This is a genomic window from uncultured Desulfovibrio sp., assembly GCF_910584445.1.
Classification (GTDB): domain Bacteria; phylum Desulfobacterota; class Desulfovibrionia; order Desulfovibrionales; family Desulfovibrionaceae; genus Desulfovibrio.
In genome coordinates this window covers 1-25,205 of record NZ_CAJUBO010000018.1, presented here as the reverse complement: position 1 = coordinate 25,205, position 25,205 = coordinate 1, and the positions used below count along the sequence as shown (strand labels likewise).

At 69.3% G+C, this 25,205-nt stretch carries 24 protein-coding genes; 17 read left to right on the top strand and 7 right to left on the bottom strand.

The window, feature by feature from the left end:
• Nucleotides 1-42: 42 nt before the first annotated feature.
• From QZ294_RS08840 to QZ294_RS08825, 4 genes are all read left to right on the top strand, one after another.
• Nucleotides 43-273 carry a DUF465 domain-containing protein gene (locus tag QZ294_RS08840; RefSeq protein WP_297049107.1) on the top strand — a complete coding sequence of 77 codons (231 nt, stop codon included), beginning with the start codon at nt 43-45 and terminating at the stop codon, nt 271-273.
• A gap of 228 nt (nt 274-501) precedes the next feature.
• Nucleotides 502-2,202 carry a biosynthetic-type acetolactate synthase large subunit gene (gene ilvB, locus QZ294_RS08835; protein ID WP_297049105.1) on the top strand — a complete coding sequence of 567 codons (1,701 nt, stop codon included), beginning with the start codon at nt 502-504 and terminating at the stop codon, nt 2,200-2,202.
• Between the two features lie 169 nt (nt 2,203-2,371).
• Entirely contained in the window at nt 2,372-2,863 is a 492-nt protein-coding gene (gene ilvN / locus QZ294_RS08830; protein WP_297049103.1) for an acetolactate synthase small subunit, read from the top strand.
• A gap of 17 nt (nt 2,864-2,880) precedes the next feature.
• A complete protein-coding gene (locus tag QZ294_RS08825) occupies nt 2,881-4,014 on the top strand; it encodes a methyltransferase (RefSeq protein WP_297049100.1) in 1,134 nt (377 codons plus the stop codon).
• A gap of 17 nt (nt 4,015-4,031) precedes the next feature.
• Here QZ294_RS08825 and nadE read toward each other — a convergent pair whose 3' ends face one another.
• From nadE to QZ294_RS08805, 4 genes are all read right to left on the bottom strand, one after another.
• Nucleotides 4,032-5,798: an NAD(+) synthase gene (gene nadE, locus QZ294_RS08820; protein WP_297049098.1), complete on the bottom strand. Its 1,767-nt coding sequence runs from the start codon at nt 5,796-5,798 to the stop codon at nt 4,032-4,034.
• Between the two features lie 181 nt (nt 5,799-5,979).
• Complete coding sequence (locus QZ294_RS08815) at nt 5,980-7,842, bottom strand: UbiD family decarboxylase (RefSeq protein ID WP_297049096.1); 1,863 nt, start codon at nt 7,840-7,842, stop codon at nt 5,980-5,982.
• A 2-nt stretch (nt 7,843-7,844) separates the two neighbouring features.
• Nucleotides 7,845-8,333, bottom strand: coding sequence for an NUDIX hydrolase (locus QZ294_RS08810; protein ID WP_297049094.1), 489 nt, complete (start codon nt 8,331-8,333; stop codon nt 7,845-7,847).
• Between the two features lie 97 nt (nt 8,334-8,430).
• Nucleotides 8,431-9,135: a Sua5/YciO/YrdC/YwlC family protein gene (locus QZ294_RS08805; protein ID WP_297049092.1), complete on the bottom strand. Its 705-nt coding sequence runs from the start codon at nt 9,133-9,135 to the stop codon at nt 8,431-8,433.
• Between QZ294_RS08805 and QZ294_RS08800 the strand changes: the two genes are divergently transcribed.
• Nucleotides 9,134-9,604: a 23S rRNA (pseudouridine(1915)-N(3))-methyltransferase RlmH gene (locus QZ294_RS08800; RefSeq protein ID WP_297049090.1), complete on the top strand. Its 471-nt coding sequence runs from the start codon at nt 9,134-9,136 to the stop codon at nt 9,602-9,604. The two genes, QZ294_RS08805 and QZ294_RS08800, sit on opposite strands and share 2 nt — an antisense overlap.
• Here QZ294_RS08800 and QZ294_RS08795 read toward each other — a convergent pair.
• Nucleotides 9,598-11,919: an STT3 domain-containing protein gene (locus QZ294_RS08795; RefSeq protein WP_297049088.1), complete on the bottom strand. Its 2,322-nt coding sequence runs from the start codon at nt 11,917-11,919 to the stop codon at nt 9,598-9,600. The two genes, QZ294_RS08800 and QZ294_RS08795, sit on opposite strands and share 7 nt — an antisense overlap.
• Complete coding sequence (locus tag QZ294_RS08790; protein ID WP_297049086.1) at nt 11,912-12,688, bottom strand: RsmG family class I SAM-dependent methyltransferase; 777 nt, start codon at nt 12,686-12,688, stop codon at nt 11,912-11,914. Before QZ294_RS08790 ends, QZ294_RS08795 begins: the two co-directional genes overlap by 8 nt.
• A gap of 149 nt (nt 12,689-12,837) precedes the next feature.
• Between QZ294_RS08790 and QZ294_RS08785 the strand changes: the two genes are divergently transcribed.
• From QZ294_RS08785 to QZ294_RS08740, 10 genes are all read left to right on the top strand, one after another.
• On the top strand, nt 12,838-13,851 hold the full coding sequence (locus QZ294_RS08785) for an ACP S-malonyltransferase (protein ID WP_297049084.1): 1,014 nt from the start codon (nt 12,838-12,840) through the stop codon (nt 13,849-13,851).
• A 44-nt stretch (nt 13,852-13,895) separates the two neighbouring features.
• A complete protein-coding gene (gene argS, locus QZ294_RS08780; RefSeq protein ID WP_297049082.1) occupies nt 13,896-15,551 on the top strand; it encodes an arginine--tRNA ligase in 1,656 nt (551 codons plus the stop codon).
• A gap of 11 nt (nt 15,552-15,562) precedes the next feature.
• Nucleotides 15,563-16,564: an SPOR domain-containing protein gene (locus QZ294_RS08775; RefSeq protein WP_297049080.1), complete on the top strand. Its 1,002-nt coding sequence runs from the start codon at nt 15,563-15,565 to the stop codon at nt 16,562-16,564.
• A gap of 9 nt (nt 16,565-16,573) precedes the next feature.
• Complete coding sequence (locus tag QZ294_RS08770) at nt 16,574-17,386, top strand: ABC transporter permease (RefSeq protein WP_297049165.1); 813 nt, start codon at nt 16,574-16,576, stop codon at nt 17,384-17,386.
• 13 nt (nt 17,387-17,399) lie between these two features.
• Nucleotides 17,400-18,215, top strand: coding sequence for an ABC transporter ATP-binding protein (locus tag QZ294_RS08765; RefSeq protein WP_297049078.1), 816 nt, complete (start codon nt 17,400-17,402; stop codon nt 18,213-18,215).
• A gap of 84 nt (nt 18,216-18,299) precedes the next feature.
• A complete protein-coding gene (mlaD, locus tag QZ294_RS08760; RefSeq protein ID WP_297049076.1) occupies nt 18,300-18,752 on the top strand; it encodes an outer membrane lipid asymmetry maintenance protein MlaD in 453 nt (150 codons plus the stop codon).
• Nucleotides 18,749-19,399 carry a phospholipid-binding protein MlaC gene (locus QZ294_RS08755; RefSeq protein WP_297049074.1) on the top strand — a complete coding sequence of 217 codons (651 nt, stop codon included), beginning with the start codon at nt 18,749-18,751 and terminating at the stop codon, nt 19,397-19,399. Before mlaD ends, QZ294_RS08755 begins: the two co-directional genes overlap by 4 nt.
• Nucleotides 19,400-19,505: 106 nt before the next feature.
• Nucleotides 19,506-20,408, top strand: a complete 903-nt coding sequence (locus QZ294_RS08750; RefSeq protein ID WP_297049072.1) for a VacJ family lipoprotein — start codon at nt 19,506-19,508, stop codon at nt 20,406-20,408.
• Nucleotides 20,389-21,387, top strand: a complete 999-nt coding sequence (locus QZ294_RS08745; RefSeq protein WP_297049070.1) for an ABC transporter ATP-binding protein — start codon at nt 20,389-20,391, stop codon at nt 21,385-21,387. Before QZ294_RS08750 ends, QZ294_RS08745 begins: the two co-directional genes overlap by 20 nt.
• Before the next feature lie 179 nt (nt 21,388-21,566).
• Nucleotides 21,567-22,136 (top strand): DapH/DapD/GlmU-related protein, encoded by a 570-nt coding sequence (locus QZ294_RS08740; protein ID WP_297049067.1) that lies wholly within the window; start codon nt 21,567-21,569, stop codon nt 22,134-22,136.
• A gap of 105 nt (nt 22,137-22,241) precedes the next feature.
• On the opposite strand, the gene ilvC is transcribed toward QZ294_RS08740, so the two are convergent.
• A complete protein-coding gene (ilvC, locus tag QZ294_RS08735) occupies nt 22,242-23,465 on the bottom strand; it encodes a ketol-acid reductoisomerase (protein ID WP_297049065.1) in 1,224 nt (407 codons plus the stop codon).
• A gap of 15 nt (nt 23,466-23,480) precedes the next feature.
• Here ilvC and glpX point away from each other — a divergent pair, with 15 nt between their 5' ends.
• The gene (glpX, locus tag QZ294_RS08730) at nt 23,481-24,464 is read left to right on the top strand and encodes a class II fructose-bisphosphatase (RefSeq protein ID WP_297049062.1); all 984 of its coding nucleotides are present in this window, start codon (nt 23,481-23,483) and stop codon (nt 24,462-24,464) included.
• Nucleotides 24,465-24,486: 22 nt separating this feature from the next.
• A complete protein-coding gene (locus QZ294_RS08725) occupies nt 24,487-25,122 on the top strand; it encodes a serine/threonine protein phosphatase (RefSeq protein ID WP_297049060.1) in 636 nt (211 codons plus the stop codon).
• The last annotated feature ends 83 nt before the right edge of the window (nt 25,123-25,205 follow it).

The following is a 25,205-nucleotide window of genomic DNA, read 5'->3' as shown; positions in this document are numbered from 1 at the left end:
CGAGCGGACCTCGCGCCGACCTTCTAACCCTGGAGAGCCGTCATGGACCAGCATGAACTCGACCTTCTGGAAAAGTACGCCCCCACGGACCCCGACCTGAAATCCCTGTGGGACGATCATGTGCTGTATGAAAAGCAGGTGGAAAAGCTGGAGGGCAAGGGCTACCGTACCCCCACCGAGGAGCAGACCCTCAAGCAGCTCAAGAAGCAGAAGCTGGAGAACAAGACCCAGCTCATGGACATCCTTGACCGCCTGAAGAAGGAAGGCCGCTAGGCGCCTTCTCCCGACGACGCGGCAGTGCCGGGTCCGCGCCCGGTTTCCGGGCTTCGGGACATCGGTCCCGTCAGGCGCCGCACTCGTGGGAGCTTCGGTTCGCGGAAGTTCAAGACCCGCATCCGCCCCGCGCACGATCCTTGCGCGTCGGCGCTGTGGTGGTCGTCCGCCCGGCGGACGACCGGGCATCATGAAAACGCTCTGTCCAGAGCAAAAGGACATTCGCTCATGGAACGCACCGGCGCCTTTATCCTCCTGGAATCCCTGAAACGCGAGGGCGTGGATATCCTGTTCGGCTATCCCGGCGGCGCGGTCATCGACATCTATGACGAACTTCCCCGCCACCCCGAGATCCGCCATGTGCTCACCCGCCATGAACAGGGGGCCGTCCACGCGGCCGATGGCTACGCCCGCGCCTCGGGCAAGGTGGGGGCATGCCTCGTGACCTCCGGCCCGGGCGCCACCAATACCGTTACGGGCATCGCCACGGCCTACGCGGATTCCATCCCGCTGGTGGTCGTCACCGGGCAGGTGCCCACCCAGCTCATCGGCAACGACGCCTTCCAGGAGGTGGACATCGTCGGCATCACGCGGCCCTGCACCAAGCACAATTTTCTGGTGAAGGACGTGAAAAAGCTGGCGCTCACCATCCGCCAGGCGTTCTACCTCGCCCGTTCGGGCCGTCCCGGGCCGGTCCTTGTGGACCTGCCCAAGGATGTCGTCCAGGCCACCACGGAGTTCCTCTGGCCGGACGAGATCTCCATGCGCAGCTACAATCCGACCTACAAGCCCAATCTCAACCAGCTCCGGCGCACGGCCGAGGTCATCGCGGAATCGCAGCGGCCCGTGCTCATCTGCGGCGGCGGCGTCGTCATGGCCGATGCGGCGGAGGAAGTGGCCGCGCTCGCGCGCGAGCTGCGCATCCCGGTCACGGCCACGCTCATGGGGCTGGGCGGCTTTCCCGCCACGGACGAGCTTTTTCTCGGCATGGTGGGCATGCACGGCACCTATGCCGCCAATCTCGCCATCAACAACGCGGATCTGCTCATCTGCGCGGGCGCGCGCTTCGACGACCGCGTCACCGGCAAGATCGCGGCGTTCGCGCCCAAGGCGCGCATCGTCCATATCGACATCGACCCCACCTCCATCCGCAAGAATGTGGAGGTGGACATCCCGGTGGTGGGCGACTGCAAGCTGGCGCTGGCCGGCATCCTCGACATCTGCCGCACCAGACACGCCGATACCGACTGGGCCACCCTGCATGCCCTGTGGCTCAAGGACGTGACCGGCTGGAAAAAGAGCAAGCCCCTTTCCTACCAGCCCTCCGGACCCGACGGCGCCATCAAGCCGCAGCAGGTCATCGAGGCCCTGCGCGAACTCACGCGGGGCGACGCCATCATCGCCACCGAGGTGGGCCAGCACCAGATGTGGGCCGCCCAGTATTATGCCTTCACCAAGCCGCGCACCCTGCTCACCAGCGGCGGCCTCGGCACCATGGGCTACGGCTTTCCCGCCGCCATCGGCGCGCAGCTGGCCCTGCCGGACAGGATGGTCATCGCCGTGGCGGGCGACGGCTCCCTCCAGATGAATATTCAGGAGCTTGCCACCGCCGTCGCCAACCGGCTGCCGGTCAAGGTGGTCATCCTCAACAATCAGCATCTGGGCATGGTGCGCCAGTGGCAGGAACTGTTCTACAGCGGCAACTACAGCTCCACCAACATGGAGGCGCAGCCCGACTTCGTGCGCCTGGCAGAGGCCTACGGCGCCGAGGGCTACCGCATCGAACGCGCCTGCGACCTGCTCCCCGAGCTGGAAAAGGCCCTCTCCACCCCCAATCCCGCCTTTGTGGATGTGCGCGTGGAGCGGGAAGAGAACGTCTATCCCATCGTTCCGGCGGGCGCGGCCCTGGACGAGATGCTTCTGGTGTAGGATCCCTTTCATGGTCATGTGAAAGGACGCTTCCCGTCGGACGCGGCGCCGGCACGGCGCGCGTGGCGCAGGGAATGCGGCGGAGTTCCTGTTTTTTTGGCGGATGATCCTCCCGCTTCGGCCCGGGGCCGGAGCGGGGAAGGGGTTCAGGCAGGTAAGGAGAAACGCAATGCAGCGGCATGTGCTTTCCGTCCTCGTGGAGAACGAGCCGGGCGTGCTTTCGCGCGTGGTGGGCCTGTTCAGCGGGCGCGGTTTCAATATCGACTCGCTCAATGTGGCCCCGGCCCTTGAGGACGGCACCTCCCACATGACCATCACCACCTATGGCGACAGCATGATCCTTGAGCAGATCATGAAGCAGCTCCACAAGATCGTCTCGGTCATCAAGGTGGTGGATTTTTCCGAGCTTCAGGCCGTGGAGCGGGAGATGATGTTCGTCAAGGTGCAGGCCGAAGGGCCGGCCCGTGGCGAGATCCTGCGTACGGTGGAGATCTTCCGCTGCAAGGTGGTGGACGTGAGCCACAACGAGATGACCATCGAGGCCACCGGCGATCACGAAAAGCTCGAGGCCATCCTCAGCCTGCTCCAGCGCTTCGGCATCAAGGAGATTGCGCGCACCGGCTCCGTAGCCATGCGCCGTTCGCGCCAGGGCGAAAACTGAGCGGCGGTCCGGCGTCGATGGCGGCCTACCAGAGTTTTCCCGACCAGCCGGGCGATTCCGCGTCGTTTGCGAAGCTCGCGTCGCTTGCGCTGCCGCCGCTGTCTGGACTGTCCTTTCTCGATGTCGGCTGCAATGAGGGCTTTTTTTGCGGCTATGCCTCGTTCGACGCGGCCGTGCGCGTGGTGGGCATCGACAGGGACCCCGAGGCCGTGGCCCGTGCGCGGGAACGCTTCCCCTACTGCGATTTTTTCGCGTGTGACTGGGGCATCCTTGATCCCTCCCGCGCGGACGGCGATGGCGGAGCGGACGCCGCGGCTTCCCCTCTCGGAGCCGATAGGCGTTTTGATGTGATCCTGTGCGCGTCCGCCCTGCATTACGCTGCGGATCAGCCGGCGCTGGTGGCGTCCATGATGTCGCGGCTGCAGCCCGGCGGTGTCCTGATCCTGGAGATAGGCGTCGCCAGCCCCGAAATTTGCGCGGACGCCGGACAGGAGACCGGGTCTGACGGAAGCGCGGGCAGCGGCTGGGTCTCCGTGCGGCGCAGCATCGACACGCGCCGTTTTCCCACGTGGGCCGGCGTGAGCGCCATGCTCGCGCCCTATGCCTGGAAGCACATGGGGTCCGGCGTGTCCCAGATCGGAGACCCGGTGCGGCGCGAGGTCGTTCATGTGCGTCCGACGCGCCCCTTTGCGGTTTTGCTGATGGGTGCGCCGGGGTCGGGCAAGTCCACGGCAGCGCGCAGGCTGTTTCCGGGGGTGCGGGTGGTGAGCGGCGACGGACTCTGGGCGCTGGCGCGGGCCTCGGCGGCAGCTGCCCCGTCGCTCCACGCCCTGGCCGCGAGCCAGACCGACTGGCTGCGCCTGGACCAACTGACGCGCCGCATTTTTGAGAGTGACCTCTGGCGTGACTACGCCGCCCTTGCCGTGCGCGAGGCCGGGGGGCACGATCTGGTCTTTGACGGCTATATTCCCGCCGACTGTCGCGAGCGTTTTGCAGGAGCCTTTGAGGCGCTCGGCTATCTTCCCCTGCCGCTGGAGACGCCCGCCCCCACCTGTTCGCCCAACGAACTTTCGTGCCGGGCGCGGGTGGAGAGCCGCAAATACCAGCTTTTCCTCAGCGCCTGTGCGGCCGTGCGCAAGCGGCGGCGCTGAGCCGCGGCCACTCCCGCTCAGGGCATGCGGTACCGGCCCACCGCCGGGACCTGCCAACCGCCCTGCCCGAAGGGGATGCGGCTCACCCTGAGCGCGGGCGGCAACTGGCGCCGCTTGAATTCCGCCGCGAACAGGCGCCCGCGCACTTCGGCGCAGAGTCCCGAGCAGTCCTCGCCGTCCGGACCCGTGTCGCGGGCCGGTCCTTCCCGCGTTTCCCCATCACAGCAAAGCGCATCGGGCCGCAGGGCGTCCGCGCAGCCGGATGCGGCCAGAAGGCGCTCCAGCAGCGGATCGAGCAGGTCATAGGGCGGCAGGGAGTCGGTATCCTTCTGTCCGGGGCGCAGTTCCGCGCTCGGCGCCTTGATGAAGACCGCCTCCGGGATGAGTTCGCGCCCTTTCCAGGCATTGAGCCAGCGCCCCAGAGCGTACACTTCGGTCTTGGTGATGTCGCCGATGACGGCGAGCGCGCCCACGGCGTCGCCATAGAGCGTGCAGTAACCCATGGCGATCTCGCTCTTGTTGCCCGTATTGAGCACGAGCGCCCCGGCCCGGTTGGCGAGCGAGGCGAGGATGGTGCCCCGGATGCGGGCCTGGAGATTCTCCAGGGTCACGTCGCCCGGCCCTGCGGGAAATCGCTCCAGGCCGGGGGCGAGGGCGGCCGTGAATGCCTCCATGAGTCCCGCTATGGGCACGGTCAGGGTCCCCATGCCCAGGTTGCGCGCCAGCTGTTCCGCATCCTCCACCGAGGCCCGGCTGGTATGTGGCGAGGGCATGAGGACGCCGGTGACGTTTTCGGGACCCAGGGCTTCGGCCGCCACGCAGGCCACAAGGGCGGAGTCCATGCCGCCGGAAAGGCCGAGCAGCACGCGTTGCGCGCCGCTTTTGCGCGCATAGTCCCGCGTGCCCAGGACAAGGGCGCGCCAGCGGCTTTCCTCGATCCCCGAGCAGGCGGGCGCGACGCGGTCGACAGGCAGGCCGTCCGCGTCGGTTGCGGCATGCTCCCGGGCATCGGCCGCGGTATCCACCACAACGAGGTCGGACGCGAACGCCGCGCCCCGCGCCAGCATGCGGCCCGCCGGGTCAAAGGCGAGGCTCTGGCCGCTGTAGACGATGCCCCCGTCCCCGCCCACCAGGTTGACGGAGAGCAGATGGACATGCTCGCGCGCGGCCACATGCGAAAGCACGCGTTCGGCTTCCTCCTGGGCGCCGGGGCGGTAGGGCGCGGCCGTCATGTGGATGATGGCGTCCACGCCGCGGCGCGTGAGGTCTCCGAGCGGGTCATGGGCGCCCGGCGGCGGTTGCCGCCAGAAGGCCTCGGCGCGCACGGCCGCATCCTCGCAGACGACGACGCCGAAGCGCCAGCCCTCCAGCGAGAGGATGCCGCAGGCAACGCCGTCGTCCCAGGGCAGGGCCTCGGCGCCCGGAACGCCGTGCCGCCGGACATTGGGGCGCACCTTGCGCGATACCACGTGGACCTGCCCCCTGTGGAGCAGGATGGCCGCATTGGCGAAGTCCCCCGGCCGGGAAAGGCTGGGCGCGGGCGCTCCCAGCAGCAGGGCCGGGCCGTCCGCGAGGGCGGCGGCAAGGTCGTCCAGGGCCGCGCGGCAGCCGCTGGCGAAGTCGCGGGCGTGCAGGTATTCTCCGGGGCGCGGGCCGCACAGCGCCAGCTCCGGCGTGACGCACAGCGCGGCCCCGTGGGCCTTGCGCGCCTGTTCCAGAATGAGGGCGGCATTGCCCGCCACGTCGCCGGGAACGCTGTCGCACTGGATCATGGCGATGTTCATGGCGTCCTTTCCGTTGTCGGCGTTGTCATGTTTTGCGTTGGTGACACGCCAGCGCCGAAAGCTCGTATTTTTTCGGATTCTTCCGGCACCAGCATCCGTCTGTCGCTCCGCTCCGGACGGAATCTGGAAGCGGCATCAACGGATCTTCCCCCGTTGCCATCGTCAGTCCGGCGCTTCGTGCCTACCAGAGGCCGTGGAACGGGCCGCCCGGCGCGGCCAGCGCCTCCACGCGGGCGACGAGCGCGGGATCTTCCTCCATGGGCGGCGCATGGAAGGGCTTGATGCGGGCGTCGATGATGAGCGGCGCTTCGCAGGCCCAGTGCCGCGCCGTGATGCGCGCATGCGCGCCGTAACAGTCCGTCGCCGGGTCGGAACGCGTGAACGTGACCCAGAGCAGGTTGTCCAGCGCGGCCGCGCAAAAGGCGGCGTCATCGGCGACCACCACAAGGGGGAAAGCCTCGCGCCGGTCCCAGGCTTCGAGGCGCCGCGCCAGCTCTTCCATGGCCGGGTCGGGTTCGCCGCGTCCGCGCGCGTGGCGCGGACCGCCGAGCGCGAGGATGCCGGGGGCGGCCGCATGCGGATCGCCGAAGCCGGGCGGCAGGTCCGGCAGGACGCCCAGGCCGTCGGCGCCGGCGGCAAGCCTGCGGCGCGGTTCGCCGGCGGAGGCCCAGATGAGCTTGGAACCCTCGTGCAGGGCCGTTCCCGTGTAGTCCAGCGTGTCGTTGGTGCTCCGCGTGATGAAGTGCAGGTCCCGGCTGAAGTCCGCGCGTTCGAGCATGTGGCCGAGAAAGGCGCCCACCTGGCGGCAGGAGAGTCCGGGGGCGTCTTCCTGCGCGGCCATGAGCACATATTTTGCCAGGGCGGTCTGGGTGGCGCCGAGCAGGTGGAAGGCCTGGGTGAGCAGTTCGCGCGGACGGCGCGCCGCCTCCCAGGCCGTATAGCGTTCGCTGCCCAGGGCCAGGAGGAGCGGATGCACGCCCGCCGCGTCCACGGCATGCACCTCGCGCACGCCCGCGAAGACCTGCGGCACCAGCGGTCCGGTGAGTTCGTGGATGAACTCCCCGAACACCGTGTCCTCCTGCGGCGGCCGCCCCACGGAGGTGAAGGGCCAGACGGCATCGGCCCGGTGCCGCACGGAGACCACGCGCAACGCCGGAAAGTCATGGCGCAGGCTGTAATAGCCCACATGGTCCCCGAAGGGTCCTTCCGGCCGCGTTTCGGGGAGGACATAGCCGGAGATGCAGAAATCCGCTTCGGCCAGGACCGGCAGGGGCAGGCCGTCGTCACCGCGGGCGAGGCGCACGCGCCGGGCGCCCAGCAGGCCCGCGAAGCGCAGTTCGGAAAGCCCTTCCGGCAGCGGCATGACCGCGGCCACCGTCAGGGCCGGGGGGCCGCCCACATGGATGCGGACCGGAAGCGGTCGTCCGGCCGCCAGCGCGTGGGCGTGATGAACGCCGATGCCGCGGTGGATCTGGTAATGGAGTCCCACCTCATCGTCGGCATAGTCGTTCCCCGCCATCTGGATGCGGTACATGCCGAGATTGGAGGCATTGACGCCGGGCCGGGCCGGATCTTCGCTGTAGACCAGAGGCAGGGTGATGAAGGGACCGCCGTCCATGGGCCAGGAGGTGAGGCGCGGGAGCGCCGCCAGGGGGGAACGGCAGTGCAGCGCCGGCGCGCATCCCGCCCCGGGCAGGGGGCCGCGCGGCAGCATGCGCGCAAGGCCACCCAGGGCGGCGAAGGCGCGGCCGGGGCGGCGCAGCAGGCCAAGGGGATCGGCCTTGCCCGCCAGCACGGCCTCGGTGGCGGCCAGACCCTCGCGGAACAGGAAGCGCAGGCGCTCGCGCGTGCCGAACAGGTTGGCGAGCACCGGGAAGCCGGTCCCCGCCACGCGGGTGAACAGCAGCGCCGGCGCGCCGGCGCGGAAGGCGCGGCGCTGGATGGCCGCCAGCTCCAGATGCGGGTCCACGGGAACGTCCACGCGCAGGAGGTCGCCGCGCGCCTCAAGGTCGCGCACGCATTCCTGAAGTCCGGCATAGCCCACGGCTAGTCGTCCTCCGGCGGTTCCACGGGCGCGAGCCGCCGCCGCCCCGCGAGCGCTTCGGCAAAGTCCGCCAGGATGCGCGCGTGGTCGAACACCAGCGGGGAGGGGAGCGCCTCCAGCGGATAAAAGGCCGCCGCCGCCGCGTCATCGCCCGCGCGCAGCGCCTCCGGGTCGGTGGGGCGTCCGGTGAAGACCACGCTCAGGGTATGCTGGCGCGGGTCCCGATGCGGGCGGGAATAGACGCCGAGCAGGCCGGTGAGGCGCACATCAAGCCCCGTCTCCTCGCGCATCTCGCGCACGGCGGCGGCTTCGGCCTGTTCGCCTTCCTCGATGAAGCCGCCGGGCAGGGCAAAGCCCAGCGGCGCATTGGCGCGGCGGATAATGACCACGCCCCGTCCCGGCTCGTGGATGACCACGTCCGTGGTGGGCGAGGGATTGCGCCAGCAGCTGTAGGGCTTGCCGCAATGCGGGCAGAGGACGGTTTTTTTCATGGAACGCTCCTGCGGGCCGATGGTATGTCAGTGACGCGTCTTCCGCAAGCGGGGCGCCCCGGCGGCCGGCATGCGGGCAGGCGCGCCGTCTGGTCCTTCAGGCTTCCAGCCGGAAGCCCGCCGCCATGAGGGCCTGGGCGCTGACGGCTCCCTGCCGGAGCAGGCGCAGCCGTGGCCCCCCGGAGCCGGAAAGCGGCAGCGCGAGCGTGGAGGGTAGCCCCCCCCGGGGTTCCTCTTCCGGCGCGCGGGCCACGAGCAGTCCGCCGGCGGGGCCGTGCGCCGCGGCTTCCGGTGCCGCCAGGGCCGCCAGCAGGGCCGCATCCAGGTCCCGGGCGCGGGCCGCCGGCGTTCCGCCGCTGAAGTTGGCGCTGCTCGCGGTGAGCGCGCCGCCCGCCAGCGCGGCGAGGCGCGCGGCCAGGGGGTGCGGGGTGACGCGCAGGGCGGCCAGGCCGGCGGCATTGCGGACCTGCGGCGCCAGCTCCGGCAGGGCGGGGAGCAGAAGGCTCAGCGGTCCGGGCCAGAAGCGCCGCAAAAGCGGCAGGGGCGCCGCCTCCAGCCGGACGGCGCGGGCGGCCTGGGCCGCATCGGCGGCCAGCAGGGGGAGGGGGGAGCCGGCGGGGCGCCCCTTGAGCGCGCAGAGGCGGGCGCAGGCATCGGGCTTGTCTGCCCGGCAGCCGATGGCGTACAAGGTTTCGGTGGGAAAGATGACGATGCCGCCCGCGGCGAGGCGGCGGGCGGCCTCCTCAAGGCTGAGGCTGCGGAGTTCCCCGCGCGGCGCGCGGGCGTGAGGAAGTGACGGCATGGCTGGCAAAATGGTGCGGCTCCTGTGTGTGGGCAGGCTGAAAACGCCGTTCTGGCGCGAGGCGGCGGCCCACTATCAGCACCGCCTCGATCGCTGGCGGCGTGTGGAAATGGTCGAGGTGCGCGACGGCGATGCCGCGCTTGCCCCGGGGCAGCGCATGGCGCAGGAAGGGCGCCGCCTCGTGGAGGCCCTGGGCCGCGAAGCGGCGGCCGTGGCGCTGGACGAGGGGGGGCGGCCCCTGGATTCGCCCAGCCTGGCGGCCCTGCTGCGCCGTTTTGACGAGGCGGCGCTGCGCCCCTGTTTCGTGGTGGGCGGCGCGTTCGGCCTGTCCCCCGGGGTGCGGGACGCCTGCGCCCATTGCCTCAGCCTTTCGGCCATGACCTGGCCGCATGAACTCGCCCGCGTCCTTCTGCTCGAGCAGCTGTACCGGGCCGAGTGCATCCTGCGCAAGGTCCCCTACCATCATTGAGCGGGCGCGCGGGGAGCATCCCCGTCCGCGGGCAGCACTTCGTAGATGCGCGCGAACACGTTGTCGTACACGAGCTTGAAGTACGGCGAGATGCGCGGGTCCTGCGGGTCGCAGAGCAGGAGCCTGACCATGAGCGAACTGAAGATGCCCTCGTCCATGGCGAGTTTTTCGTCCGTCACGCGGTTGAAGAGAAAATGCACGTTGCGCCGCCCGGCGAGGAACGCCTGCTGCGCGCGGGCGCTGGCGTCGGGGTGGGCGTCGAACCACTCCTGCACATAGTTGCGCCGCGTGACGCCGGTCTCGTCGAACACGGCGATGGAGGCCGGGTAGATGATGCTGCCGCTGTCCATGAGGCGCACTTCGCCCGTCCTGAGGCGGTAGGCGAGCGCCTGGGGCACGATGGAGAGCGCGCCGCCCTCGCCGTGGCGGGTGACGAAGTTCCAGTTGCCGAAATTGCTGATCCAGAAGCCGAGCCGGAGCATCTCGAAGCTGGCGATGATGAACTGGCGCCCGCGGCCGGGCACCAGCGGCGTTCCCGGCGAGCGCAGCCTGTCCATGAGCGCCTGCGCCCCGGCGCTGTCCAGCCCGGCGAAGACGCGGCCCGGCTCGTTGCCCTGCCGCGAGGTCTCGCGGATGATCTGACGGGCAAAGCGGGCGTTGTCCGTGGCAAAGACCGCCGCGGGCAGATAGAGCGAAGGACCCGCGTGCTGCGCGCCGTCCGCGATGGTGGCGCGGCGCGCGAAATAGTGGGCCGCGTAGCCCCAGTCCCACCAGAGCCAGAGGCGCGCGTCTTCGGGCGTGATGGCGCGGGCCTGGGCCAGGGCCGCCGCGTGGCGGCGGTTGATGATCGGTCCCTGGGAAAGAGTCGGGATCATGGGCGCAAAGGGCGCCACGAACAGCGCCACAGCGATGACGGCGGCGATCCAGGCGGATGCCGCGCCCGGCAGGGCGCGCGGCAGGAGGCGGCGCGTCAGCCAGGCGAGCGGCACGGTCAGCCCCAGGGCCACCACGGGCGCGCCGAACATGACCATTCTGCCGCCGAGCCGCGTGCTCAGCAGGGCCAGGGCCGCCAGGGGCAGCAGAAAGAGCGCGCCGGGGCGCCGGAAGAGCAGGAGGAGAAAGCCCGCAAGGCCCGCGATGGCCGCTTCCGCCCAGGGGTGGAAATACGGGAAGAGCGCGGCGAAGCTCAGGTCTTGGACCTCAATGATGGACTGCGCCACCGACGGATAGACAAGCGCCGCCGGGCCGGCGCCGCGCGTGTCGCCGCTGTGCTTGAGGTAGGCGTCGGCATGGGTGAGGAGCGTGGTCAGGATCTCGCCGCGCATCAGGAGCAGGCCCACGCAGAGCCAGAGCAGGGCCACGGTGCGCGGGTGCAGGAGAAAGCGCCGCAGGACCCGGCCCTCGGGCGCGTGCGTGGCAAGCAGGATGAGGTCGAAGACGCAGCCCGCGAGGCCGCCGAGCGCGGGCAGGGCGTAGGCGAGCGCGCCGAGAAAGAGCGGGCCGCGCCGTCCCCCCGGGCCGAGGACCAGCGCCATGCAGCCCAGCAGGGCCACGTTGTAGCGCAGAAGGTAGGGGAAGACCGAATGCCATTCCTGCGCCCACCAGGACAGGAGTCCGGAAAGCCCGAGAAGGACGATCCACACGGGACGCAGCGGATCGCCGGGCCGCGGCGCCTCCCGGAGGAGGGGCGCCCCCCCGGCGGGAGCGGCGCGGCGCCGCCGAAGACGCGCGGGCAGGAGCGCGCCGGGCAGGGCCGCAAGCCCGGCGGGCGCGCGCAGCCGCCGCAGCACCATCTGCGGCAGGAGCATGTAGCGCATGGCCCAGCAGGCCGGGGCGAGCGTCATGAGCAGGGGGAAGAACAGGGTGACGAGGTCCGTGTCGTAATAGCCGAGCAGGGTGCGGCCCAGAAAGCCGGGCGCCATGCTTGCCACAAGCCCGGCGGCCACCCCCGCCTGCATGCTGCCCAGCGCCCAGGCCCACAGAAAGACGATCCCCGCCACCAGGCTCGCCAGCGCAGGGGGAAACCAGAATGCCACCACAGCGGGCGCCAGGCCGCTCGCGTCGGCCATGAGGCGCAGCATGCGCGCCATGGGATGGTCCACCGCCAGGCCGAAGCCCTCGGCCCCGGCCACCCAGTGATAGGCGTCGTGCGTGGCGAGGAGCATTTCCCCGCCAAGGCGGTATTCGGGGTTCTGCCACGAGGGCCATTCCAGCATCCGCAGGCCGAAGGCGAGGCCCACGGTGAGGAGGAAGCAGGCCAGGCCGCCGCCCCAGTGCCGCAGGACCGGGGACATGGAACGCGCAGGCTCAGGCATGGCTGCCCTCCGCGCAGGTTTCCTCCGCGCGGGACGGCGCCTGCACGGCCCAGAGCCAGCGGCGGCTCGCGCCTGCCGCATAGGACGTCTGGGCCAGTGGCCGCCACGGGGCGGGAAGTTCGCCGCAGGGCGCGGCGGCGAAGATGAGGAGCACGCCGCCGGGCCGGAGGGCCGGACGGCAGAACTCCAGCAGCTTCGGCCACGGCAGGAAGGCGCGGGAGAGGATCACGTCCGCGCCTTCCCGCTGTTCGGCGAAAAGCTGTTCCGCCGGTCCGCGGAAAACGCGGGTGCGCGCGAGCCGCAGCGCGGCGAGCGCATTGGCGAGAAAAAGGGCGCGTTTCTGGCGCACTTCCACCAGGGTGTATGTCCCGCGCTCCCAGACCATACGCAGGGGAATGCCGGGCAGGCCGCCGCCCGCGCCCAGGTCCCAGACGCGGGGACCGTCCGGCCCGGCGGCGTCGGCGGCCGCCGCCAGCGCGGGGCCGCGCAGGAAGGCCGCCAGATGGAAGCTGTCCGGCACGAGACGCGCAAGGACGTCCTCCCGGTCCCTGCCGCCGGTAAGATTGACGGCATCGTTCCAGGCGCAGAGCATGTCCACATACCGGCCAAGGCGTTCCGGCAGCGCCGCGAGCAGGGCCGCGGGCGTCTGGGCGGCAAGGCCCGGCGGCAGGCGTTCCACGGCGTCCCGCACGGGACCGCCGGAAACCCTCGCCGCGCCCCCTCGGGGGCGGCCCGGACTGCTTTTCTGGTGCGCGCGACGTTCCGTCATGGAGCCTCCGGAACCTGTCTCCGCCCCCTGCCCGGGAGCGGCGTTCCGGGGCTGTGATAGCCCGGCGAGAGAGCGCTTGCAAGCCCCGGCCCGATAGCGTAGAAAAAAGAGCTTTGCACGCGGACCAAGCGCCCGTTTTCGGAGATGAAATGACGCACGCCAGCACACAGCCCGAAATGCACACGGAACTTTCCCCCGCGCCCGATTGTGGCCGTCCGGCCCTGATCTTTTCCGGTCAGGGTTCGCAGGTGGCGGGCATGGGCCGCGACCTCGCCGAAGCCTCCTCCGAGGCCATGGACTTCTGGAAGCAGGCCGAACGCATCAGCGGCCTGCCCCTGCGGGAGATTTTCTGGGAGGGCGACGAGTCCGCCATGAGCGACACCCGCGCCCTGCAGCCCGCGCTCACGGTGGTCAACTGCAATCTCTGGCGCGCGCTTTCGGAGCGCTTCGGGGCGTCCCTCGCGCCGTTTGCCGCCGCCGGGCACAGCCTGGGCGAATTCAGCGCCCTGGCCGCCGCCGGAGTGCTTTCGCCCAGAAGCGTCCTTGAGATCACGTCCCTGCGCGGGCGGCTCATGGCCGAGGCGGACCCCGAGGGCAGGGGCGCCATGGCCGCCATCGTCAAGCTGGACATGGACGCCGTGGCCGCCATCGTGGAAGAGGCGGCGGCGGAAAGCGGCGCGCTCCTTGTGGCCGCCAACCGCAACACCCCGCAGCAGACCGTGGTCAGCGGCGCCAGGGAAGCCGTGGCCCTGGCCGTGCAAAAGGCGAAGGAGCGCAAGGGGCGCGGCGTGGAGCTTAAAGTGAGCGGCGCCTTTCACAGCCCCATGATGGCCGAGGCCAACAGGGAACTCGCGCCGCTGCTGGAAAAGACCGTGTGGAACGCGCCGCGCTTTCCCGTCTATTGCAATGTGGACGGCAGGCCCGTCCACGACGGGGAAAGCGCCAGAAAAAGCCTGTTGCGGCAGATGGTCACGCCGGTGTTCTGGGTGGACCTGCTCCGCAACCTGTACCTCGCGGGCGTGCGCTGGTGGCTGGAGATCAGCCCCAAGGCCGTGCTCGGCAAGATGGTGGGTCCGTCGCTCGCGGCCATTGCCGCCCAGAGCGACCACCTGCGCGTGGACCTCGTGGATTCGCTTTCGGGTATCCTCAACTATGCCATGTAATACCTTCCCGGCACAGCGGGAAGCCTTTTCTCCGGGACCATGCCATGCGCGCCGCTGACACGTTGCGCGCCGCCCTCGCGGCGGCGCTGAAGGAACTGGATCTTCCCTGGCCCGACAAGCTCGTGGTGGAACCGCCGCGCGAGGCGAAGCACGGGGATCTTTCCACCAACGCGGCCATGCTCCTCGCCCGCGCGGCGAAGCGCAATCCGCGCGAACTGGGGCAGGAGCTTGCCGCCCGCCTGCCCGCGCTCTGCGCGGATATCGAGCATGCGGAAGTGGCGGGTCCGGGCTTTTGCAACGTCACGTTCCGTCCGTCCTTCTGGCGGCGCGCCGTGGCGGAGGTGGAGTCCGCGGGCGCGGCGTACGGCGAGAGCGATGCCGGCAAGGGGCGCAAGGTGCTGGTGGAATATGTATCCGCCAATCCCACAGGGCCGCTCCATGTGGGCCATGGCCGGGGCGCGGCCGTGGGCGACAGCCTGGCGCGCCTGCTCCGCAAGACCGGCTATGCCGTGGAGACGGAGTATTATCTCAATGACGCCGGGCGGCAGATGCGCCTGCTCGGGCTTTCCGTCTGGCTGCGCCTGCAGGAGCTGGCGGGCCGGGCCGTGGAATTTCCCGAAGACTGGTACCGGGGCGACTACATCCGCGATCTGGCGGCGGATCTGCTCCGGCGGGAACCGGCGCTTGCGGACCTCCCCGAGGACGAGTCCCGCGCGCGCTGCGGCGCCTATGCGGTGGAGCAGATCCTGGGCGGCATCAGGGCGGACCTGGCGGCCTTTCGCGTGGAGCACGGCCGGTATTTTTCCGAAAAGAGCCTGGTGGACGGCGGCGCGGTGGACGCGGCCTTTGCCGCCCTGGAAAAGGCCGGATACACCTATGAGCGGGACGGCGCCCTGTGGTTCGCCACCACGCGCCTCGGGGACGACAAGGACCGCGTCCTGCGGAAGTCCGACGGCAGCCTGACCTATTTCGCCTCGGACATCGCCTATCATCACGACAAGTACCGGCGCGGCCATGACTGGCTCGTGGATGTCTGGGGCGCCGACCACCACGGCTACATCCCGCGCATGCGCGCGGCCGTGGCGGCCATGGGCGAAGCCCGGGAGAGCTTCGACGTGGTGCTCATCCAGCTTGTCAACCTGCTGCGCGACGGCAAGCTGGTCAGCATGTCCACGCGCGCGGGCGAGTTCGTGACGCTGGAGGAGGTCCTGCGCGAAGTGGGACCGGATGCGGCGCGCTTCCTGTTCCTCTCGCGCAAGAGCGACAGCCCGCTGGATTTCGATCTGGAGCTTGCCAAGCAGCGCAATCTCGACAATCCGGTCTACTATGTCCAGTATGCCCATGCGCGCATCAGCTCGCTGTTGCGGCGCGCGGCCGCGCAGGGCCTGACCCTGCCGGAGCGCACGGACGAGGCGGCCCTGGCGCCGCTGGACACCCCGGAGGACATGGCCCTGCTGCGGCAGATGGCCGCCTTTGAGGACATGCTCGCCCAGGCGGCGCAGAACCTGGCGCCGCACCATGTGAGCCGCTACCTCATGGACCTGGCGGGATCGCTGCACGCCTACTACGCGCGTCACCAGATACTTCTGCCCGATGACGAGCCTCGCGCCGTGGCCCGGCTCGCCCTGCTGCGGGCCGTGGGCCAGACCCTGCGCAACGGTCTTTTCCTCCTGGGCGTGAGCGCGCCGGAAAGCATGTAGCGGCGGACGGCATGGCCCAGCCCCTGCGCAAGATCTTTCAGAAGAACCTGCTCTCGGGCGCGGACGCCTCCGCGCCGCAGGGACGGCGCGAGCGCTCCGTCCGCGCGGAAGCTTCCGGCCGCCGCCCGGCGGAAAACCGCCGGGGTCCGCGCGATGCCCGGCCTTCCGACGGCCCGCGCCGGACGCTCGATCTTTCGGCCGCCGCCACGGCGGCCCTGGGCCTTGCCCTGGCGGCCGCGGTGGGCTGGTCGTTTTTCATGGGCTACATGGTGGGGCGCGGCGAAGACCCGGAACGCGGCGTGGAAAGTGTGGCCGGGCTGCTTCTGCCCGGCTCCTCCCCGACCGTTGGCGCCGCGGACGCCGCCGCGCCCCTGCCCGGGGCGGAGGCCCTGTCTCCCGCGCCGGAGGGCGCCGCGTCCGGGGACGGTGCGCCCCCGCTCCCGCCGACGGCTCCGGGGGCGGAAGCGCGCGCGGCCGCAGGCGCCCCCGTCCCTGACGGGGAGCCGCCCGTGACGGCTGCCGGCGCGCCCGGGAACGCCCCCACCGGCGCCAATGCGGGACAGCCCGCGCCTGCGGCTCCCGTCCCTCCGTCCGCGCCCGCCTATCCCTTCAGCCGGCCGCAGGGCGAGAGCCTGGCGGCCTGGGGCATCCGCGAGGGGAACGCGCCGCGGCAGGCCGCGGCTCCCGCTGCGCCCGCCCGGGCCGCCGCAGCGGCGCCCGTCCGGCAGCCGGACGAGCCGCGTTTTGACCATGTCTTTCAGGCGGCGGCCTTCCGTGGACCCGCCGATGCGGAGCGCCTGCGCGGCCGTCTGGAAGAGGCGGGGCTGCGCGCGCGCGTGCGCCAGAGCGGCAAGGTGCGGCTGGTGCTCGTTTCCGTGCGCGGGAGCGTGCGCGATGCCGACCGTGTGCGCGGGGAACTGGCGGCCATGGGGCTTGGCAGGCCCATTCTGCTGGAAAAGAAGCCGGTGGCGGAAAAAACGGGCGGCAAGGGCCGCCGCAGGAGTGCGCCTTAAATGCCGGACATGACATCGACTGCGAGTGCCACCGGGCTTGCCCGGTTCCCGCGCGCCCTGGGGCGCCGGTGCCTGCGCGGCGTGGACGCCGTGGGCGGCATGACGCTCTTCATGCTTTCCGGGCTGGGGCAGATTTTTGCCAATATCCGCATTTTCCCGCGTACGGTGCGCCAGATCTACGTCATCGGCTACCAGTCGCTGTTCGTCATCCTGCTCATCGGCATTTTCTGCGGCATGGTGCTGGGGCTTCAGGGCTATTACACCCTGGTCCAGTTCGGTTCCGTGGGCCTGCTCGGCTCCGCCGTTTCGCTGACGCTCATCCGCGAACTCGGGCCGGTGCTCACGGCCATCATGCTCACGGGCAGGGCCGGGTCGGCCATGGCGGCCGAGATCGGCGTCATGCGGATCACGGACCAGGTGGACGCCCTGGATGTCATGGACATCAATTCCATGGGCTATCTGGTCAGCCCGCGCCTTGCGGCCGCGCTCATTTCCTTTCCGCTGCTCACGGCCATTTTTGACGTCATCGGCATCGTGGGCGGCTATCTCACGGGCGTGTGCATGCTCGGCATCAACGAGGGCGTGTATTTTTACAAGATCTCCCATGCCGTGACCATGAACGACGTTTCCGGCGGCTTCATCAAGGCCCTGGTCTTCGGGCTTCTGGTCGCCACGGTCTGCTGCCATCAGGGGTACTACGCGCATCTGCGCCGCGACAGCGTCGGACCCGAGGCCGTGGGCAACGCCACCACCTCGGCGGTGGTCATTTCCTGCGTGCTCATCCTCGCTGCCGATTATGTGCTGACCTCCTTCCTGCTGTAAGGGAGTCGGAAGTATGGACGCCTGGGACATCGAGTTTCACGACCTTGCCGTGGGCTACGGCACGACAGCCGTCCTGAGCGGCATCACCGCGACCCTGCCGGCGGGCAAGGTCTCGGTCATCCTGGGCGGCTCCGGCTGCGGGAAGTCCACGCTGCTGCGCCACATCATCGGCCTCGCGCGTCCCATCAGCGGGCAGATCCGCATCGGCGGGCAGGACCTGTTCAGGCTCGACCGCAAAGAGTTTCGCCGCATCCGGCGCCGCATGGGCGTCCTGTTCCAGGATGGCGCGCTGCTGGGCGCGCTCACCCTGGCGCAGAACGTGACGCTGCCGTTGAGCGAGCATGTGCGCCTGCCGCGGCGGCTGCTGCGCGAGGCGGCCCTGCGCGTCCTGCGGATGGTGGGGCTGGACGGCTTCGCCGAGTATTATCCCAACCAGCTTTCCGGCGGCATGCGAAAGCGCGCGGGCCTGGCGCGGGCCATCATCGCCGAGCCGCGCATCCTCCTGTGCGACGAGCCGACCTCGGGACTCGACCCCATCACCGCCGCGCGCATGGATGATCTGCTCCTTTCGTTGCATGCGGAGTATGCGGACATGACGCTCGTGGTGGTGAGCCATGACCTCGCCAGCCTGCGCCGCATCGCGGACTATGTGCTCGTGCTGCGCGATGGGGGGGCCGTGTTCGCGGGCACCCTGGCCGAACTGGAGGCGAGCGGGGACGCATATCTGCGTCAGTTCCTGCGCCGCGAGGCGGGCGCGGAGGAGCTGGACCTGCGCCAGCCGCCCGACCCCGAGGTGCGGGCCGCGCTGGAAAAATGGCTGCGTTCGTGAGCGGGCGCCGATTGACACCCGCCGTTCGCGCCGATAACGTATATCGATTCGCGCCTTCCGGCGCCCATGGAGAACCTGCGCCGCATGAACAGCATCCGTGAAACCGCAGTGGGCATCTTCGTCATTCTCGGCCTTGTGTGCGTGGGCTACCTCGCCATCAAGCTCGGCCGCATGGAACTGTTTTCGCAAAAGGGTTTCGAGCTTTCCGCGCGCTTCGATTCCGCCACCGGCCTGCGCGCCGGCGCCGATGTGGAGCTTGCGGGCGTGCCCGTGGGCCGCGTGGTGAATATCAGGCTCGACCCGGACCCCATGCGTACGCAGGCCATTGTGGAGCTTCGGCTTGACCATGACCTGCACCTTTCGGATGACAGCATCGCCTCCATCAAGACAAGCGGTCTCATCGGTGACAAGTACGTCAGCCTGTCGCGGGGCGGCTCGGAGACGCTTCTGGGTCCAGGCGGTGTCATCACCGAGACGGAATCGCCCATGGACCTGGAATCGCTGATCAGCAAATATGCCTTTGGAGGTGTGAAATGAGACTGGTCCCCGTGTCGCGTTCCGGCCTCTTCCTGCCCGCCTGCCTTGTGGCGGCGCTTCTGCTGGCGGCGACCTCCCCGGCCGTGGCCGCCGCCCCCGGGCCGCGCCAGACCCTGGAAACGGCCATCAGCCGCGTGCTGGACAACATCAAGAATCCCGACTGGGTGAACCCGGCCACGCGCGGACCCCTGCGCCGGAAGGTCGAGGACGAGGTCTTCCACGTCTTTGATTTCGGCGAATTTTCCTCGCGCACCGTGGGGCCTCGCTGGCGGTCGTTCACGCCGGAGCAGAAAAAGCGCTTCAGCGACGCCTTTGCCGAGCTGCTGCTCAATACCTATCTGAACAAGGTCACGGGCTATAACGGCGAACAGGTGGCGTATGTCGGCGAGATGGCCGCGCCCGACGGCAGGCGCGTGGAGGTGCAGACCGTCATCACCATGAAGGACGGCAAGAAGACGCCCGTCAACTACCGCATGCTGCCCAAGGACGGTTCCTGGCGCGTCTATGACGTGATCATCGAGAACATCAGCCTGGTCAAGAACTATCGCACCCAGTTCCAGGGCATCCTCAATACCGCCACGCCGGACCAGCTCACCGCCAAGGTGCTCGAAAAAGCCAATGAAGTGCGCGAACAGCAGTCGAAATAGCGGCCCGCGCCCGGCCGCGCGGGGGCATGTCTTCCTTCTGACGGCGGCATGCCTGTTGAGTCTTTGCCTTTTGCCGGATGCCATCCGGGCCGACGGCGGGGGCGGCGTGACACTGGGCAATGCCCCGGCATCCGCCACCGCTCCCGAGGCGGGCATCCGGCCTGTCGCCGTTGCGCCGGGGACCGACGATGCCGGCGTGGCGTCCGCGCCCACGGCCCGTGCGGCCGCGCTGGCGCCGGGGCTGGAACGGGCGGCCGCCGGCGCGGCCGATGGCCCGCTGGCGCCCTCGGCCGTGTATGCCGGGGGCGCGACGCTGCCCGCCGGGTCCATCACCGTGCATCCGTACTCGTCCATGAAGGCTTCGGACAGCCTTGACGATTATGACGACGAGCCGGTGGCGGCCATCGCCGACCCCATCGAGCCGTGGAACCGCTTCTGGTTCCATTTCAACGATATCTTTTATATGTACATCGCCAAGCCCGCCTATACCGGCTGGACCTGGATCATGCCGGAATGCATCCGCACCGGGCTGAACAACTTCTTTTCCAACCTGCTCTTCCCCACGAGATTCATCAACAATCTCCTCCAGTTCCGTTTTTTCGAGGCCGGGGTGGAATTTGGCCGCTTTATGATGAACACCATGTCGAGCGCGGGCTTCGCGGATGTGGCGCGCGGCAAGAAGACCATCGTCCCGGTGGACCCCTCGGGCGAGGATTTCGGCCAGACCCTGGGCCGCTGGGGCATTGGGCAGGGCTTCTATGTGGTCTGGCCCTTCATCGGTCCCAGTTCGCTGCGCGATACCATCGGCCGCGTGGGGGACTGCTTCACCGATCCGCTCTTCTATGTCCGCCCGTGGGAACTCGCCACCGGCGCGGAGCTGGGCTTCCGCTTCAATGCCCTGAACGATGTGCTGCCCACCTATGAAGACCTGAAAAGCATCGCGGTGGACCCCTATCTTGCCATGCGCGAAGCCTACGCCACGTTCCGCAATGCCCAGGTCAGGCGCTGACGGCGCGGAGGACGTCGCCCACCCGCTGCTGCGGCTGGAGGAGCTTTCCGTCCATTTCGTCGCGGAGGGGCGCCTGCTCCCGGCCGTGCGCGGCATCGACCTGGAGGTGCCGGCCGGCGGCATCACCTGCCTGGTGGGCGAATCCGGGTGCGGCAAAAGCCTTGCGGCGCGCTCCATCCTGCGGCTCACGCCGGAGGATGCCGTGCTCGGCGGCCGTGTCCTGCTTCGGGGCGAAGACCTGCTCGCCCTGCCGGAGCGGGCGTTGCGGAGCATCCGCGGGCGCCGCGTGGGCATGATCTTCCAGGAACCCATGACCTCGCTCAACCCCGTGGTGCGCGTGGGCGTGCAGACCGCCGAACCCCTGCGCCTCCATCTGGGCATGGGCCGCGCCGAGTCCCGGCGCGAGGCCGTGCGCCTCTTCGGCGAGGTGGGCATCCCCTCGCCGGAAAGCCGGTACGACGAGTATCCGCATCAGCTTTCCGGCGGCATGCGCCAGCGGGTGATGATCGCCATGGCCCTGGCCTGCGGCCCGGAGCTGCTGCTGGCGGACGAACCCACCACGGCCCTTGACGCCACCATCCAGGGGCAGATCCTGCGCCTCATCCGCGCCCGCAGCCGGGAACGGGGCATGGCCGTCCTGCTCATCACCCATGATCTGGGCGTGGTGGCGGAAATGGCGGACATCGTGGGCGTCATGTACGCGGGCATGCTCGTGGAGCGGGCGCCCGCGCGGGAATTCTTTTCCCGTCCTCTCCATCCCTATACGCGCGGCCTTATGGCCGCGGCACCCGGCCGGGCGTCCATGGGGCTGCCCCGGCTGACGACCATCCCCGGCAGCGTGCCCGCGCTGACCGCCATGCCGCCGGGCTGTCCGTTCGCACCGCGCTGCGCCGAGTCCATGCCGCGCTGCGCCGAAGCGGCGCCCCCCCTGGTGACGGAAGGGACGCATGGCGTGGCCTGCTGGCGGGTCGCGCCGTAGAGCGTTTTCGCAAGGGGATCGCGCGGATGGTCCGGCGGATGCGGGAGCGGGCGCCCGCGCCGTGATACGGCGGAAAATCACGCTTTTTCGCCGGAATGACGGCGGTGAAACCCGCTGAAGATCTCTGTCGTGCGGATATTTTCCACAGCAGAATGCTCTATCTGAAGGAGGGCCACGCCATGATGGAATTGCAGGAACTGCTCGCCCACCTGGAGGCCGGGCACGATCTGGTGGCCGGAACAGACGCCTACCAGTGCATGCACCACTATTCGGAAGAGGCGCGCCGCATCACGGCGGAACTCAACAATGGCTATCGCCCCATGGAAGAGATCCGCGCCCTCATGGAGCGCCTCACGGGCTGTCCCGTGGATGAAAGCTTCCGCCTTTTCCCGCCGTTCTATTCGGATTTCGGCAAGAACATCCGTCTGGGGCGGCGCGTTTTCATCAATGCCTGCTGCTGCTTTCAGGACCAGGGCGGCATCACCCTGGGCGATGGCGTCTTTGTGGGGCACAATGTGCTCATGGCGACCATCAATCACGGCCTGCGCCGGGAAGACCGGCTGACCCACGAGCTTGCGCCCATCGTGGTGGAGGATGACGTCTGGATCGGCTCAGGGGCCATCCTCCTGCCGGGCGTGCGTATCGGCGCCGGGGCCGTGGTGGCCGCCGGGGCTGTGGTGCGCGGCGATGTGGCGCCCGGCACCGTGGCCGGGGGCGTGCCCGCGCGCCTGCTCAAAGAGATAGAGTGAGGCCGCGCGGCGGCCCGCAGGCCGCCAGTGAACGGTCACGAAAAAAGGGGCGTCTTTCGACGCCCCTTTTTCGTGGCCCGCCCGCGCCGGCGCGCGGGAGAGGCGCTAGTCTTTCTTGCCGTCCTTCTTGAGCCAGGTCATCATGCCGCGCAGTTCCTTGCCGACCTTTTCGATCTGCTTCTGCGACTCGTTGCGGCGCGTGGTGAGGAACATGGGGTAGCGGGCGCGGGCCTCAAGGATGAAGTCGCGCGCGAACTTGCCGCTCTGGATGTCCTTGAGGACGCCCTTCATTTCCTTTTTCACGCTGTCGTTGATGAGGCGCGGGCCGGAGACGTAATCGCCGTATTCGGCGGTATTGCTGATGGAATAGCGCATGCGCGAGAGTCCGCCCTCGTAGATGAGGTCCACAATGAGCTTCATTTCGTGCAGGCATTCAAAATACGCCATTTCCGGCTGGTAGCCGGCCTCGACCAGGGTCTCGAAACCGGCCTGGATGAGCGCGGAAAGGCCGCCGCAGAGCACGGCCTGCTCGCCGAAGAGGTCGGTCTCCGTCTCTTCGCGGAAGGTCGTCTCGATGACGCCGGAGCGCGTGCCGCCGATGCCCTTGGCATAGGCCAGGGCCGTCTTGAGGGCGCTGCCCGTGGCGTCCTGCTCGATGGCAACCAGGCAGGGCACGCCGCCGCCCTCGGTGAAGGTGCGGCGCACGAGATGGCCCGGCCCCTTGGGCGCGATGAGGAAGACATCCACATCCTTGGGCGGCTGGATCTGGCTGAAATGGATATTGAAACCATGGGCGAAAAGCAGGGCCTTGCCCTTGGTGAGATGGGGCTTGATGTCCTGCTCGTAGACCTGGGCCTGCACTTCGTCGGGCAGGAGAACCATGATCAGGTCGGCCTGGGCCGCGGCTTCGGCGGCGGAGACGGGCGTGAAGCCGTGCTCCCTGGCAAGCTCGTAGTTGGCGCTGCCCGGGCGCTGGCCCACCACCACCTTGACGCCGGAGTCGCGCAGGTTCTGCGCGTGGGCGTGGCCCTGGCTGCCGTAGCCGATGACGGCGACGGTCTTCCCCTTGAGAACGTTGAGATCCGCATCCTGATCGTAGTACACTTTCATGGTTCTGTCCTTTGCTGCATTGACTGCGCGGTACCGCCGCGACGGGTCTTTCTTTTTTGCCCCGGCGCAACCTTTTGTCAAGCCTGACGCGGCCTGCCGCCGCTGCGGCCGGATCCGGGGGAGGAACGGCGCCGACCGGCTTTTTGCTTGAACGGGTCCGCGCAGTGGGCTATGGTGGGCAAAGCGGCGGTTTCCGCCGCGTATCCGCGCATATCCCACGCCGAGGAGAGCATCATGCCTGAAGCACCGGAACGAAACCTGGCCCTGGACATTGTCCGCATCACCGAGGCTGCCGCCCTCGCCTCCGCGCGCTGGCTCGGACGCGGCAACAAGGAGGCCGGCGACGGCGCGGCGGTGGATGCCATGCGCGTCAGCTTCGCAAGCCTGCATATCGACGGCACCGTCATCATCGGCGAGGGCGAGAAGGATCACGCCCCCATGCTCTACAACGGCGAAAAGGTGGGCCAGGGCGCCGGGCCGCGCCTGGATGTGGCGGTGGACCCCGTGGAGGGCACCAATCTCCTGGCATATGGCCGGCCCAACGCCATCTCGGTGGTGGCCGTGGCGCCGGAGGGCAGCATGTTCAACCCCGGGCCGAGCTATTACATGCAGAAGCTCGTGGTGCCCGCCGAGGCCCGCGACGTGGTGGACCTGGACGCCCCCGTGCGCGACAACTGCAACAATGTGGCGCGCGCGCTCGGCAAGAGCGTCCAGGATCTTGTCATCTTCGTGCTCGACAAGCCGCGCCACCAGCGGCTCATCGAGGAGGTCCGCGCGGCCGGGGCGCGCATCCAGCTCCAGACCGACGGCGACGTGGCCGGCGCCCTCATGGCTGTGGACCCGCGTTCCGAGGTGGACATGATGATGGGCACCGGCGGCACCCCCGAAGGCGTGCTCTCCGCCTGCGCCATCAAGGCCATGGGCGGCCAGATCCTCGCCAGGCTGGATCCGCAGTCCTATGTGGAAAAGGAAGCCATCAACGAGGCGGGCATCGACCTGCGCGAGGTGCTCACGGTCAACGACCTTGTCCGCAGCGACGACTGCTTTTTCGCGGCCACGGGCATTTCCGGCGGCGACTTTCTCCATGGCGTGCGCTACAGCGCCCGGCACACGGTGACGCACTCCATGGTCATGCGCGGCAAGACCGGCACCATCCGCTATGTGGAGTCCTTCCACAATATGGAACGGCTCGGCAAGATCAGCGCGGTGCGCTATTGAGCCGGCGCGGGCGGATACTGCGATGCCGGTGATGTCCTTCCTGCGCGGAATGCCGGATGCCCCGGCGCGTCGGCTCGCCGGGCTGTGCGCCGCTGTGGTCCTTCTGTTCGGTGTGGGGTCCCCCCTTTCCGCGCTTTCGGCGGATACGCCCCAGATGGAGGCGGCCAGAGAGGGCGCGGGCGTGAGCGGCGCGGCGGCCACGGCGCCCCGGGAGTCCGCGCCCGCCGTCCGGAAGAGGACGAAGGCCAAAGCCCCGCGCTCGCGCAAGGGCGCGGCGGCGTCCACTGTCTATGCCGGGCAGCCCGCCGTGACGGAAAAGGAAGTGCTCGCCTTTGCGGAGATCCTGCCCCGCTTCCGCGCCTGGGCGAGAGACGGCCACGAGGAGGCGCATCCCGTGGTGCGCGGCGGCAAGGCGGACTTTCTGTATTCCCCGCGGGCGGCGGAATGGGTCACCAGCCAGGGCTGGCAGCCCGCGCGCTTTTTCTGCGTCATGGGGCGCCTGGCGGCGGCCCTGGTCATCGTGGAGGAAGGCAATGACATGCGCGGCACGCGCCCGGCGGACATGCCCTCCGTCACGCCGGAGGAACTGGCCCTGGTACGCAGGCATCTCGGCATCCTGCTGACGGCCGGGGGCGATGCCCCGCCCATCCGGCCCTAGGCTCAGGCTTCATTAAACCCCGTTATGGTTTTTTCAGCGAGGAAAAGAGGTTTTTCCGCTGGCCGCCCGAAGCGGAGCGAAGG

Coding starts and splice junctions, on each gene's coding strand:
- QZ294_RS08795 (WP_297049088.1), bottom strand. CDS start 11,919: ATGCCTGAGCCTGCGCGTTCCATGTCCCCGGTCCTGCGGCACTGGGGC.
- argS (WP_297049082.1), top strand. CDS start 13,896: ATGCGCGCCGCTGACACGTTGCGCGCCGCCCTCGCGGCGGCGCTGAAG.
- nadE (WP_297049098.1), bottom strand. CDS start 5,798: ATGAACATCGCCATGATCCAGTGCGACAGCGTTCCCGGCGACGTGGCG.
- QZ294_RS08725 (WP_297049060.1), top strand. CDS start 24,487: ATGCCGGTGATGTCCTTCCTGCGCGGAATGCCGGATGCCCCGGCGCGT.
- QZ294_RS08840 (WP_297049107.1), top strand. CDS start 43: ATGGACCAGCATGAACTCGACCTTCTGGAAAAGTACGCCCCCACGGAC.
- QZ294_RS08765 (WP_297049078.1), top strand. CDS start 17,400: ATGGACGCCTGGGACATCGAGTTTCACGACCTTGCCGTGGGCTACGGC.
- ilvB (WP_297049105.1), top strand. CDS start 502: ATGGAACGCACCGGCGCCTTTATCCTCCTGGAATCCCTGAAACGCGAG.
- QZ294_RS08755 (WP_297049074.1), top strand. CDS start 18,749: ATGAGACTGGTCCCCGTGTCGCGTTCCGGCCTCTTCCTGCCCGCCTGC.
- QZ294_RS08790 (WP_297049086.1), bottom strand. CDS start 12,688: ATGACGGAACGTCGCGCGCACCAGAAAAGCAGTCCGGGCCGCCCCCGA.
- ilvN (WP_297049103.1), top strand. CDS start 2,372: ATGCAGCGGCATGTGCTTTCCGTCCTCGTGGAGAACGAGCCGGGCGTG.
- QZ294_RS08805 (WP_297049092.1), bottom strand. CDS start 9,135: ATGCCGTCACTTCCTCACGCCCGCGCGCCGCGCGGGGAACTCCGCAGC.
- QZ294_RS08800 (WP_297049090.1), top strand. CDS start 9,134: ATGGCTGGCAAAATGGTGCGGCTCCTGTGTGTGGGCAGGCTGAAAACG.
- mlaD (WP_297049076.1), top strand. CDS start 18,300: ATGAACAGCATCCGTGAAACCGCAGTGGGCATCTTCGTCATTCTCGGC.
- glpX (WP_297049062.1), top strand. CDS start 23,481: ATGCCTGAAGCACCGGAACGAAACCTGGCCCTGGACATTGTCCGCATC.
- QZ294_RS08775 (WP_297049080.1), top strand. CDS start 15,563: ATGGCCCAGCCCCTGCGCAAGATCTTTCAGAAGAACCTGCTCTCGGGC.
- QZ294_RS08825 (WP_297049100.1), top strand. CDS start 2,881: ATGGCGGCCTACCAGAGTTTTCCCGACCAGCCGGGCGATTCCGCGTCG.
- QZ294_RS08740 (WP_297049067.1), top strand. CDS start 21,567: ATGATGGAATTGCAGGAACTGCTCGCCCACCTGGAGGCCGGGCACGAT.
- QZ294_RS08745 (WP_297049070.1), top strand. CDS start 20,389: ATGCCCAGGTCAGGCGCTGACGGCGCGGAGGACGTCGCCCACCCGCTG.
- QZ294_RS08785 (WP_297049084.1), top strand. CDS start 12,838: ATGACGCACGCCAGCACACAGCCCGAAATGCACACGGAACTTTCCCCC.
- QZ294_RS08810 (WP_297049094.1), bottom strand. CDS start 8,333: ATGAAAAAAACCGTCCTCTGCCCGCATTGCGGCAAGCCCTACAGCTGC.
- QZ294_RS08770 (WP_297049165.1), top strand. CDS start 16,574: ATGACATCGACTGCGAGTGCCACCGGGCTTGCCCGGTTCCCGCGCGCC.